The organism is Virgisporangium aliadipatigenens (assembly GCF_016863615.1).
In the GTDB taxonomy this organism is placed as follows: Bacteria; Actinomycetota; Actinomycetes; order Mycobacteriales; family Micromonosporaceae; genus Virgisporangium; species Virgisporangium aliadipatigenens.
On record NZ_BOPF01000014.1, the window covers coordinates 1 to 12,935 of the forward strand.

Sequence of the window (12,935 nt, forward strand, 5' to 3'; positions counted from 1 at the left end):
CTGTGCCGCTGCCCTGGACGCCGAGCGCTACATCGCATCGCTGGAATCCGGAGAGGGGAACTGATGAAGGCCGTCACCGACGCCTCGTTCAGCAGCGAAGTACTGCGGGCCGACAAGCCCGTGCTGGTCGACTTCTGGGCGGACTGGTGCCAGCCGTGCCGCAAGGTCGCCCCGCTGCTCGAGGAACTGTCGCGTGAACTCGGCGACGAGGTCGAGATCGTGAAGGTCGACATCGACGCCAACCCCGAGGTGACCCGCGCGTACCAGGTGATGTCCGTGCCGACGCTGACGATGTTCCGGTCCGGGCGGCCGGTGAAGCAGGTCGTCGGCGCGCGGCCCAAGGGAGATCTCGTGCGGCTCATCAAGTCGGCGCTGGACGCCCCGGCCAAGACGGCCGTGTAAGACCGCTTTCTGATAGGCGCCCCGGCGGGACGGATGATTGTCCCGGCCGGGGCGCGTGCTTATGGTGATCTTCAGTTCAGGTGCTACCGCCGCACCACGACGAGCTGCGGTTTCGACTTTGGCCCACGGGCCGGCCGGATCGGCGGGACGGTCTCCGGCCCGCCGCAGCGGTTCGGTGGTCGGCTGGACGGGAATCGGCCATGCGCGCCGCGTCGACGACGTTTGTGGACGGCGCCGACGATCATGTCTGACAGGGGGCGAGGCCTGTGGCGGAGGCCGGTCGGTGCCAGGTCGGTCGGACTGCGCACCACGGACCCTGGGATACCGCCCGGCGCGCGCTTGCCACCCGCGGCGGCCCCGAGCAGGGGCGCCCCATGGTCGGCGGGCGCGGCGGCAACGGTGCCGGTACGCTCCGCCGAGATGCCCAAACCGTTGCGTTTCGCCACAGGGTGGTTGAAGGAGGCCGGACGAATGCGCCCGATCCGACGCGGTGAGACCGGTATGGCCGTTGCGGAGATCCGCGACATCCTGACCACGCTGACCCTACTGCCGGCCGCTGACGTAACCGGCGCCGGCGACGAGTTCGACGCGGCGACGGAACGGGCCGTCCGGGCCTTCCAGCAGAGCCGTGGGCTCTCCGCGGACGGCGTCGTGGGTATCGAGACCTGGCAGGCTCTCGACGCCGCACGGTGGCGTCTCGGGCAGCGTGCGCTCTACTACGCCGTGTCGGAGCCCATCGTCGGCGACGACGTGCGCCAGCTCCAGGAACGCCTCCTCGAAATGGGCTACGACGCGGGCCGCCCCGACGGCGTGTACGGCGACCGGACCGCGAAGGCGGTGGGGCAGTTCCAGCGTGAGGTCGGGCTCTCGCCGGACGGCGCCTGCGGGCCGCAGACGCAGCACGCGCTGCGCCGGCTCGGGCGCAAGGTCGTCGGCGGGCGGCCGCAGCTGCTGCGCGAGAGTGTGGCGTTCCGCTCCTCCGGACCGGCCCTCGTCGGCAAGCGCATCATCATCGACGCCGGACACGGCGGCCCCGACCCCGGTGTCGTGGTGCCCGACGGCATCCTGCGCTGGACCGAGGCCGACCTGGCGTGGGACCTCGCCGCCCGGCTCGAGGGCCGGCTGGCCGCCGCCGGCATGCGCGTCCACCTGACCCGCGGCCCCACCCAGGCCACCGAGCTGACCGACCGCGACCGGGTCCGGCTCGCCAACGAGCTCGGCGCCGACCTGTTCATCTCCATCCACGTGGACGCCCATACCGACCCGGCCGCCGACGGCGTGGCCGCCTACCACTTCGGTTCGATCTCCGGCGGTGTCTCGTCGACCGTGGGGGAGCGGCTCGCCGGGCTCGTTCAGCGCGAGATCGTCGCGCGGACCGGGATGCGCGACTGCCGCATCCACCCCAAGAGCTGGGACATTCTCCGACTCACCCGGATGCCGGCCGTCCGGGTCGACGTCGGTTACCTGACTTCACCCCTTGATCGGGAACGTCTTGTGGATCCGGCGTTCCGCGACCGGGTGGTGGAGGCCATGATGGCCGCTGTCCAGCGCATGTACTTCCGCGAGGAGTCCGACGTGCCGACCGGCTCGATCGACGTCACCCGCCTGCGGGAGCTGACGGCGGCGCTGGCGGAGTAGGCCTGCTTCTTCGCTCCTGGGATGCGCTGGGTCCCGGGACGGCGGGGTGGTCCGCACCGACTGCGGTGCGGAGCCCGCTCCGAGGATGGCGCGCATCCTGGCCATGTCGCGGCCTCTCCCGAAGGGTGGCGCTTGCTGTCCCAGTTGCCCGCTGGTCCGCCGACACGGCTTCTATGGGCGGCAGCTGTGGGACATCGGCGATCCGAGCCGGCCGTTCCCGCCGGGCAGCCACCGGCCGGCGCGGGTCGTTCTTCAAGAACGGCAGGCGTCATCGGCTTATAGGCGCCTTCGGCGTCATGGGCTTTATCGGCGTCATGGGCTTCATGGGCGCCTGCGGCTTCATCGCTTCATGGGCGTCATCGGCCGATCCGTCGAAGGCCGCGGCCGGGCATCCGCTCGCCCAGCAGCTCGGCGCCGGCCCACCCGAGGGCCGGCGTGGGGTCGGCTCAGACGGCGGCGGAGGTGGACGTGCGGGTGGCCGGGCGGACCGGGCGCAGCAGCGCGTCCGGCGTCATCGAGCCCAGCAGCTTCTCCAGCGCGTACTCGACATCGGACTTCCACGACAACGCGGTGCGCAACTCCAACCGCAGGCGCGGGTACCGGGGATGCGGCCGCACCGTCTTGAAGCCCACCGACAGGAAGTAGTCCGCCGGCGCCAGACATCCACCGGACCGCTCCGGCACCCGGGGATCATCGTCCGCTTCACCGAACTTCGCGTCGCCGAACGCCTCGATCGCCTTGACCCCGCGCTTCGTCAGATCCCGCGCGACGCCCTGCACCAGCATCCGCCCGAGCCCCCCACCGGCGAACGGCAACACCACGTGCGCCGTCGTCAGCAGCACGGCATCCGGTGACACCGGCGACGTCGGGAACGCCATCGACCGCGGCACGTAGGCCGGCGGCGCGAACATCACATAACCGGCCGCCATGCCGTCGACGTAGACGAGCTTCCCGCAGGAACCCCACTCGAGCAGCGTCTGGGAGACCCACGCTTCCTTTTCGAGAGCCGGGTCGCCGGCGGCACACGCACGCTCGGCGGAAACCGGGTCGAGCTCCCAGAACACGCACTGGCGGCAGGAGCGGGGAAGATCCTCAAGGGTGTCGAGGGTCAGATTGACCAGACGTCGAGACATGCGGCGGTCCATCCGATCGTGATGATTCGGGTAGTCCGGCTGAGGCGTGTCGGCCGTCCCAAGCACCAGATCGTACGCCGCGTGACGGAACGGTGCGAGGTGTAGCCGCTATTTGTCCCAGAATCTGCGATATGGGCACTCAGTTGATTACAGGAACGTACTGGTCGAACGCGTCCCGTGCTGACCGGATCGGCCGCCGAGCGCCGACAGATGAAAGGTCCTGACGCTGGACCGTAGCCCACATCCCGCGCGCTCGACAGGGGGACATCTCAACGCCGCCGCCCTGCCGTCGTGCGGCGGCTACCCGGAGGCCCACGACCTCGGCGACCCGATGATCCCGGCGACGACCCAGGGCAGCACGTCCGCCGCGCGTGCCGGAGGGTGATGGAACAGGCGCTCCACGACGGCGCCGTCATTCGGCGGACTGTCCGGAGATGCAGCAGTTGTCTCGCAGTCGCGGTCGGCCGCTCGAGATTGCCGCACCGCTCCATCTAAAGTCCGCCCGACGTCCGAACACGGATCGAGGCACTCTCGTTAGGTGTCCGCCCATATACGCCGCCGTGCCCGGGGACCACGGCGCGCACCCGTGCGTGCGCCGCTCATCGGTCAGGGCGTCGGCGACGGTCAGTGTGGCGGCGTCCGGTCTCTGGCCGCAGCCGTGCTCTGCCGAGCAGAGGGCGCGTCGGTGCCGTCCTGGTGGCCGTGCGGCCGGCCGCTCGTGAGTTCGTGCGCCGTCGGGCGCCGATTGGTGTGGGCGCGGGTCGGGGCGCGTCGCTTCGGTTCGTCGGAGCGCTCGCCGACTCGTCGGGGATGTACTCGTCGCGTGATCGGTGCTCGCGCGGCGAAAAGGTAGTGCGGGCGCTGATGCGGGTTTCCGGAGAGCGGTTCGAGGGATCGGAGAGACTCTGCAGCTCAGAGGCTCTGTCGTAACGTATTTTTCTGCTGCCTGGACGGTTGGATCGGCCGCCTGGGGCGGTTGCGGGGGACCTCTCGGCCACTCGCGATCAGCTGCACCGCCGGCGCGGCATTCGTGGCGTCGACGTTGATCCACACATGGCCCGTCGGCGGCGGGTCGACGACGACGGCGTGGCCGCCCGGATACAGGACATGACGCTCACCGGGTCACAGCTCGCCGCAAGCACTCGGCACCGCGTCGGCGGCACTACATCCTCGGCACGGCCGGGTCACAGCCGCGTCATCGGCACGGGTTGCGTCGGCGACGCCGCATCGTCGGCACGATGGTCTCGTGCCGCGTCATGGGCACGGCGGTGTCTGCACGGGTGGCATCGTCGCGGGCATTGTCGGCGCCGCACCGTCGCCACAGCGGTGTCGGCGTCGCATCATCGGCACGGCGGTGTCGGCGTCGCATCATCGGCACGGCGGTGTCGGACGGATGACGTCTGATGTCCTTCCAGCGCTACTCGCCGGAGCAAGCCCGCTGGCACGAGGTGCGGCCCGGGGTCACCGGCACGTGTAGGCGTCGGAGGCATTCGCCTGTCGGGCGGTGGGCATCAGGTGTCGAGCAAGCGGGGAGCGGGCGGGGAGAGCGCCCAGCCGGCAGCAGCACGACGGCGATGCGCATCACGGCGGTGCGCATCCGGGCCGGTCGCGGCGGCCGCGACTTTCACCGAGGCCCGGGCGACATCGTCGGGCAAGAGACGATGCCGGCGTCATAAGCGCGGCGTCGGTGGAGCGGCCCGACGGTCAAGACGCTCGTCCCACCCGACTCGATCAAGGCGCTGTTCGTGGAAGGACAGCACCGGCAGCCGGCTCGACGATTGCGCAGACGTCGCCGGATCCACGGCTTGGCGAGTCCCTCGTGGACAACAACCGCGTTCTCTTGGAGACCTTCGACGCAGCCCTCGATGTGGAGGCTCGAGTGTCCGAAGGTCCAGAGGCCGGAAGGGCTCGGATCCCTCGAAGTTCCGTGTGCTCAACTCCTTCGAAGCTCCGTGTTCTGGGAGAGATCCTCGCCGGCCAGGTGACCCGCACTCTCGATGGGCACACGCCGCGACGTGCCATAGGTCGCGAGGTGCCGCGTGTCTACATCAGTTCCGGATCGCGAAGTGACCTGAGCCTGGATGGGCTCCTTTCCGCGAAGCACGTGCCCAAAGACGAGCGCGCTCACCGGTAGATGCGTGGGGACGCCGCGAGCAGGAAGGCGACGCCAAGTCTGTACGCCGTCGACAAGGCCCCGCTCGCGAGGTGTCGACTCTTCGACGAGCGCAAACAAGCAACCGAGCTGGCTGGCCCAAGCCCGACGACCGACCACGGCCTACCCACACCCCTGAGCCGCTGGTTCGGCCAAGTCGAAGCGGAGTCCGCGCCAGCTACACCGCGGCCGCCACGGCCGTACTCCTCGCTCGCGGCCGCAGGCCGTACTCCTGCATACCGCGATCGCCTCCAGTGGTGATGACGTTGGCGGCGAGCCTCTGCACGCGCACCCATGGAGTCGGTGCCGGGGTCGGGCATCGGCGGGGGCACCCCGAAGTCGACGTCGGCGCGGCGAGGTCCCCGCCGAATGCCCCGTCCATCGAGCCTCCAATCGCGGTGCCGGCGTAGGAGCCGCACGACCCGTGCCGGTGGACGTGCGGGACCCGCGGGTCGCTGGCACCGGCTTTGCCCACCTCGTGGGCGGCTCCGATATCGCCGGTTAGGGAGTGTCCCGGTCGAGGTTGTCGCTCATGACCCCGAAGTAGCCGCCGTCGGGCAGCTGATCAGCGCGTCCGGTGCCGGCCCCAGCAGCACGCCACCCACCCACATGGTTGGGCTTCTCTTGCCGTCTTTGACGTCCGTGACGTCATCGCCGACCGCCCATAGCGCAGCCGGTCGAACACCCGCAGCAGGTGGCCGATGGAGCTCGGTGATCGTCATCGAGCGCAACGTTGACGTGCTCTGGCTGGTGGACTGCTGACCCCGACCCTGCCGTCCGACCGTCTACAGCGCGCTTGCCCGGCCCGTATTCGACGTCGGGCTGCGCCGCACCAAGGCGGCAGCTTCACCGAAGAGTGCCGGGCGCGGGGCGGGCGGTATAGGCCCGCGATGCCGGCTGACCCCGGCTCAGGCGCTGACCAGCCGAGTGCTTCCCGGGCAACCACGAGCGGCTCGGTCACGGGTCGCGCGGGTTGAGGTCGCCGTGAAGCGTTGCACGTGAAACCGAGCCGTTCGGAGCGTCGCCGTGAGTCCTGTCGGGGTCTCCTCAGCCGAGCCACCACGTGCTCAACCCGATCGGTGCTTGTCTGGGGCCGTTCCGGTTGTGGCGTCTGATGGTCCAGTGGCGGCCGCCGCCGCCGTCGCCCCGAAGGCTCCAGCTCCCGGAGCCGCGGTCGACGCGACCGCGGGGCCAGTTGAGCCTTCCGACGCGTTCGACGCCGTCGGGGAGCCGGTCGACGTTGAGGCGCCTGCGCCTCTGCCGGAGGAGCCGGCCGGGGGCGTTCCGGGCGAGGTGCTGTCGTCGATCGTCTCGAGCTGGCCGGCCCCGTCAGAGACCACCGCGCCGTGCGCCAGCTCCTCTGTGCCGTCCGGCGAGGCGGAGTCGCGCTGTGCCGGAGCGCTGAAGCTCACCGGCGTCTGCCAGTCGATGTGCGGCGGCTCCGCGAGTGCCTTCCCGCCGAACTCCGCCAGCCACTCCGCGACGAGGGCCAGGTTCTCCCGCCAGACCGGCTCGGGGATGCGGGGGAGGATGTCGTCCCACAGCGAAAGGAATGTGCCCCGCAGCTGCAGCCGCCCGAACGGCCGCGCCAGGAACCACACGTGCAGGTGCGCGGAGCCGTCGCCCCAACGGTTCACGTGGACCCGTGCGACGCCGTCCAGCGAGCGCACAGCGCGCTCCAGCCGAACGGTGAGCACGCCCAGCTCCGCCGCGAGAAGGTTCGGCAGGTCGCCGAGATCGAGGTGCGAACGGGACTCCAGGATCAGCACCATGGGGAGCCCGGTCGGGCGGTCGAGCGCACGCACGCGCCAGCGTTCGCTCACCCAGATGTACGCCTCGTCGGGAGCCCGGCAGGCACTGCACTCGGCTGGATCCTCGCCGTGGCGCGGCGGCTCGACATCGGCCGGCTCCTCCAGCGGCTTGACCCTGAGGTCACCTTCGAAGGGGAACGTCGGCCACGACGTAAACGCAGGCATGGGGAGGGGTGCGTCCGACACGAGCCAAACTTAGCCGACCTGCGTGCCTATGTCGTTCCCCTGTCTCGGCCTAGCTGGGGGCCATCCGTACTCCGTATCCACAGGCGCACACCGCGTCCGACCGGCCGTTTCACGTGAAACGGGGCCGCCCTGTGGAAAGAGCCTGTGGACAACAAAACGGCCGGGGTTAACCCCGGCCGCCTCGGTCGTTCATTCGCGGTGTTCCCGCGCGTTGCTACTCGGCTTGGCGCTGCTGCTCTTCCATACCGATGATCCCGACGATGCGCTCGAGGTCGTCCACGGTCGCGAACTCGATCGTGATCCGCCCCTTGCGCCGGCCGATGTCGACCTTCACCCGGGTGTCGAACCGGTCCGAGAGCCGGTCCGCCAGATCGGTCAGCGCGGGCGCGTGGGGCTTCGCGCGTCGCTGGGCGGGAGTCGACTTCTTGCCGCTGTCGTCGGCGTTCATGAGGGTCACGAGTTCTTCGGTGGCGCGAACGGAGAGCCCCTCCGCCACGATCCGCTTCGCGAGCTCCTCCTGCTTGTCGTGATCCTCGATACCGAGGAGTGCCCGTGCGTGCCCCGCCGAGAGCACGCCGGACGCGACCCGGAGCTGAACGTGTGCCGGCAGGTTCAGCAGGCGGATCGTGTTGGAGATCTGCGGCCGGCTGCGCCCGATGCGCCTTGCCAGTTCCTCGTGGGTGGCGCCGAACTCCTCCAGCAGCTGCTGGTACGCCGCCGCTTCTTCGAGCGGGTTGAGGTTGGCGCGGTGGATGTTCTCCAGGAGGGCGTCCCGGAGCATGGCGTCGTCCCGCGTCTCCCGAACGATCGCCGGGATGACCTCACGCTCCAGTGCCTTCGCGGCGCGCCAACGGCGTTCGCCCATGACGAGCTCGTACTTGCCGGAACCGAGCTCCCGCACGACCACCGGCTGGAGGAACCCGACCTCCTCGATCGAGGCCTTCAGCTCATCCAGCGCCTCGTCGTCGAAGTACTGCCGCGGCTGCTTCGGGTTGGGTTCGATCGCGTCAACCCTGATCTCGGCGAACCGTGCACCGGGAACGGGCGCGAGCTGACTCGGTGCCGGTTCCACCGAAGAAACCTGAATCGGCGCGGAGATGGCGGCGTCGCTCGGGGGAGCGGGTTGGGGAACCGTCGGGGGCGGCTCCACAGTGGCCACCGACGTCGCTCCTCCCGACTCTTCCGCCGGGGGAGCGGTCGGGATCAGGGCGCCGAGACCCCGCCCCAGACCACCGCGTCGCGAACTCTTCATGCCATGCCTCCGGTCTGAGCCCGCTGCGCACCGCGCAGGGCGATCTCCTGTGCCGCCTCGAAGTAACTCACCGCGCCACGAGAGCCCGGATCGTATGTCATGACGGACTTGCTGTAGCTAGGAGCTTCAGACACTCGGACGTTCCGGGGGATGACGGCGTTGAGGCACTTGGCACCGAAGTGGGCGCGCACGTCCTGCTCGACCAGGTCGGCGAGCCGGGTCCGCCGGTCGTACATCGTCAGCAGGACCGTGCTGACGTTCAGGATGGGGTTGAGGTGCGACCGGATCATCTCGATGTTCTCGGTGAGCGCCTTGACGCCCTCCAGCGCGTAGTACTCGCACTGGATCGGGATCATGACCTCTTCGGTCGCCACGAGGGCGTTCACGGTGAGGAGGCCGAGAGAGGGCGGGCAGTCGATGAAGATGTAGTCGTACGTGGCGGCGGAGCCGTCGATCGCCCGCTTGAGCCGCGACTCGCGAGCTACGACGGAGACGAGTTCGATCTCCGCGCCGGCGAGGTCGATGGTGGCGGGTACGGCCCAGAGGTTCGGGATTTCCTCCACGGCCTGGGTGACGTTATCGAGCGGCACACCCTCGATGAGGGCCTGGTACACGTCCGGCACACCGGAGTGATGGGGAACGTTCAGGCCGGTGGAGGCGTTCCCCTGCGGGTCGAGGTCGATGACCAGGACTCGGTTGCCGTGGAGCGCGAGCGCGACCGCCACGTTCACGGCGGTGGTCGTCTTGCCGACGCCACCCTTCTGGTTCGCCACGCAGATGATCCTGCGCTTTGGCGGACGGGGCATCTGGACCTCACCGCTGGGATTGAGAATTTCCACCGCTCGCTTCGCTTCCTGGGCCAGCGGGGGATCGTCCGGCTCGGTTTCACGTGAAACGTAGGCATCGGTCACGTCGGCCTCCGCTGGTTCGCCGTGCGAGGGCGGGCCGGGGGGAGTCACAGCCCGCGTGGGACCGTCCTGCCCGGATTCGTCGCCGCTCGGCCCCGTCCATGCCGGCCCGACCGCGGGCGCCCCACGGCCGTAGAGCGTACCGGCCCGTTGCGCGGGCGGCACGGCCGACAGTTCTGGATCAGCTACCGCGACCTGATGGGGGGCAGTGGCGCGCCCCATCACCCGAGGACCCACCGCCCCCGTGACTTCGGTGTGTTCCACGGTCTCGGTTTCACGTGAAACGGTGAGATCCGCCAACGGAGGTTCGGGGTCCCGCGCGGGAGAATTTCCACTGTCGCGCACCGTGTCAGTCCCGTTCTGTACCAATGGATGGTCGTCGTCCACGCCGGGTTGGTCGCCCTTAGCAACGACGCGCGGCTCATTGGAGCCCGTACATCCGACGCGCGGCCAGCCTACGGCGGAGGACCGGGCCGTGCTACGCCCCTCCGCGCGAAACGCCGCCCCGTGAGAGGGAACGAACACGAGAAACCCCGGTACCAGTCCCATACCCCCGCCGCAGCGCGCGCCGCCGCCTCCCGGCCAGCCGACGCCCCCCGACGCCCTGCGCCACATTCTGTTATTCCCCCGCCTTTCAACGGCCGTCGCGGTGCCACCCGCTCCGACCTCCCCCGTCGCCGCGCCTACCGCGCGACGTGATCACATCTCGCCGTCTCCTTTGTGGGAACGTCGTTGAGCACCCGACTCACCCGCATCCCCTCGACCCGGTCGACGGCCACCGGGCGGCGATTTCCGCACCCGCCCGAAGCCCTCATCACTTCCGGAGCCCGCTCCTCGCCCGGGAGCAAACCCGCCCCTTGGAACGTCCCCGCCACGGGGATCCGAGCGCTGCGAGCCGTGGTCCGCCACGTCACCACCTCGGCCACCCGAGCGCCGCGAGCCGCTACGAGTCGTCGGGCCGTCACCCCGGCGCTGCCAGCCGCGCTCCGCCGGGCCTTCACCCCGATACTCTGAGCGTCGCGAACCGTCGGAAGCCGTTCGGTCATCGCGTCGACGGCTCGAGCCCTCATCCGTCCCGTCCTCGCCGCGGCGGCCCGAGCGCCTAGAAGCATCGCGGTCAGGGGCGGAGTTGTGCGGGCGCCCCGAGTCCGACGGCCGACCACGGTCCGCCCCGGGGGAGTCGCGGCGGCCCGAGCGTGGCGAGCCCTCGCGGTCCGCTGGGGCGAAGCCCTGACGGCCTTCGCGGTCCGGGGTGGAGGAACGCCCGCGTCCGGCACCGCCGGCCCACTTGCCGACGCCATCCGGCCGCCGGCCTTCACCCGAGCCGAAGCCTTCACCGGAGGCGGGGCGCTCCTTCGTTGCCGCGCGGCGAGCAGCGGCCCGGCGCGGCTCCTCGGAGACCCGGCGAACGTCCACGATGATCGCGGGTGGCTCGATGACGCCCACACCGCACTCCTGGACGGTGGGTTCGGCTCCGCCGAGTCGCCGCACCGCAGCCGCGTGCTCGACGACCTCCTCACCGGCCGACGCTCCCTTGAGCGCCAGCAGGTGACCACCGGTCCGAAGCAGGGGTAGCGCCCATCCCGTGAGCCGGTCGAGCGGCGCGACCGCCCGCGCGGTCACGTAGTCCTGGCGAGGCAGCCGGTCGACGCATTCCTCGGCCCGCGCCCGCATGACCGTGACGCCGGTGAGGCCCAACTCGTCCACGACCTCATCCAGGAACGCCGTCCGTCGAGCCAGAGACTCGATCAGCGTGATGGTGAGATCAGGGCGGGCCACTGAAAGGACGATACCGGGCAAACCGGCCCCTGAGCCGATGTCTACTATAGATGCCCCAGAAGACACTAAACCGCTCATGGCGGCGCAATTCAGGATGTGGCGCTCCCAGATGCGCGGCGCCTCTCGTGGACCGATCAAACCCCGAACCACGCCGTCCGTCATGAGCAACTCCGCGTACCGGATCGCCAGCGGAAGCCGTTCGCCGAACAGGGCCTGCGCCGCCGGCGCGAGTTCGGGCGGAGGGGCCGGTGACGCATCGGCCGCGTCTCCCGAGTCCGTCGCGCGCGCCACGAACTCGCGCTCGTCCGGGCCGATTTCGTTGCTCATCACATGCCTTCCGATCCGCGCCCGCACACTCGCGACCGCCACCCACACGCGACCCGCGCCCGATCCGGCGCGCGTCCGCCCAACGCAATCACACGCCCCACCGGGAACATCGACCGCCTCGGCGGAACCATCCTCAATGGGCGCGCCGGCCACGGTCCGCCGGCCGCGATGTTTCACGTGAATCCACGATCAGCGCGCCTAGAAGGTCGGCCCGTCCTACGTGGCACCGGATACGTGGCAACGGATGAGGAGCGAGGAGGAAGGACGCGCACCAACGTGCGGGCCGGCGAGCGGAGTAGGGCAACGTCGACTGCGGCGCTCCCGTCCTGGGGTTCTCACGCGCGATCACCCGCGCTCGCGCACTCGGCCGGACGGAGGCCGGATCCGAACAATGCGCGCCCACGCGAGTCGGCCTGATCCAAAGAGCGCGCGAGCATCCATGCCGACACCGCACCGGACGCCGAGCCAACCCGTGTCACAGGCGAACCGGAGCATCGGCGCAACCCGCGCTCACGCCGGAATCCCGTCGAGCCGGTGCAACCCCGCGCTCACGCTGACTAACGCGAACCCGCGCCGCGCTCCGCCCGCACCAGGCTCACCGCGCCGGTGCCACTAGCGCCACGTCGACCCGGGCGAGGTTCAGGGGTGACACATGGATCATGACTGGATCGGCTGGCCCGAAGACGAGGACCACACCGGGGACACCGACCCACGCCGCGTCCGTCCCGCGCCACGCACACCGTCACCATGCCTATCCGCGCCATGCTCATCGCGACGCGCTCACCGGCGCCACGCACACCCGGCCCGTCGCCACCGGCGCCATAACCACCCGACACCCCGGCCACCGGCGCCACGGCCACCGGTGTCACGCACACCCCGCGCCGACTCGCGCCACAAAGCTCTCGCCAAAGCCAACCCCGCGCATGCTCAGCCAGAAACCCGCTTGGTGTGCCCTCGGCCACCCGCGTCGATCGGGCTCACCCGTCGAGTCCCTCATCCTCGCGAGGGGGGCAGCCCGGGAAGCGCGTGCCGCCCTTGCCTAATCCGCGCCAGCACGCACCCATGCTCAGCCCGCGCCACGTTCAACCCGCGCCACGTTTCAACACGCACCGCGTTCAACCCGCGCCGAGCCGCCCGCACAACACGCCACCGCCGCTCGTCGGCTCAAAAGATCTCGCTCGCGCCCGACCGGACTCGCCTCAGCTCTGCTCCACAGAGGCACGCCGGACTCGATTCACGCCGCGATCCCCGCAGGCGAGCGGTGTTCCGCCAGCCGCGATGAAGGCCAGGACGCCGGGGCCCAGCGTCGTGCGGTGGCGCGACCGGCCGCCCCGACCCGTTCGGGGT

General features: G+C 70.3%; 7 protein-coding genes. 2 read left to right on the forward strand and 5 right to left on the reverse strand.

Annotation, left to right across the window (positions count from 1 at the left end):
* Nucleotides 1–63: 63 nt before the first annotated feature.
* Together trxA and Val02_RS20050 are read left to right on the forward strand one after the other, a co-directional pair.
* Nucleotides 64–402, forward strand: coding sequence for a thioredoxin (gene trxA, locus Val02_RS20045; protein ID WP_203900668.1), 339 nt, complete (start codon nt 64–66; stop codon nt 400–402).
* Nucleotides 403–873: 471 nt separating this feature from the next.
* Nucleotides 874–2,040 (forward strand): N-acetylmuramoyl-L-alanine amidase, encoded by a 1,167-nt coding sequence (locus Val02_RS20050; RefSeq protein WP_203900669.1) that lies wholly within the window; start codon nt 874–876, stop codon nt 2,038–2,040.
* A 446-nt stretch (nt 2,041–2,486) separates the two neighbouring features.
* On the opposite strand, the gene Val02_RS20055 is transcribed toward Val02_RS20050, so the two are convergent.
* The 5 genes from Val02_RS20055 to rsmG all read right to left on the reverse strand — a co-directional run bounded on the left by Val02_RS20055 (nt 2,487) and on the right by rsmG (nt 11,588).
* Nucleotides 2,487–3,173 (reverse strand): GNAT family N-acetyltransferase, encoded by a 687-nt coding sequence (locus tag Val02_RS20055; protein ID WP_203900670.1) that lies wholly within the window; start codon nt 3,171–3,173, stop codon nt 2,487–2,489.
* Between the two features lie 3,219 nt (nt 3,174–6,392).
* The gene (locus Val02_RS20060) at nt 6,393–7,301 is read right to left on the reverse strand and encodes a hypothetical protein (protein WP_203900671.1); all 909 of its coding nucleotides are present in this window, start codon (nt 7,299–7,301) and stop codon (nt 6,393–6,395) included.
* A gap of 235 nt (nt 7,302–7,536) precedes the next feature.
* On the reverse strand, nt 7,537–8,574 hold the full coding sequence (locus Val02_RS20065; protein WP_203900672.1) for a ParB/RepB/Spo0J family partition protein: 1,038 nt from the start codon (nt 8,572–8,574) through the stop codon (nt 7,537–7,539).
* Nucleotides 8,571–9,380, reverse strand: coding sequence for a ParA family protein (locus tag Val02_RS20070; protein ID WP_239153217.1), 810 nt, complete (start codon nt 9,378–9,380; stop codon nt 8,571–8,573). The genes Val02_RS20065 and Val02_RS20070 overlap by 4 nt, the downstream gene beginning before the upstream one ends.
* Before the next feature lie 801 nt (nt 9,381–10,181).
* Nucleotides 10,182–11,588 carry a 16S rRNA (guanine(527)-N(7))-methyltransferase RsmG gene (gene rsmG, locus Val02_RS48555; protein WP_203900673.1) on the reverse strand — a complete coding sequence of 469 codons (1,407 nt, stop codon included), beginning with the start codon at nt 11,586–11,588 and terminating at the stop codon, nt 10,182–10,184.
* Nucleotides 11,589–12,935: the final 1,347 nt, after the last annotated feature.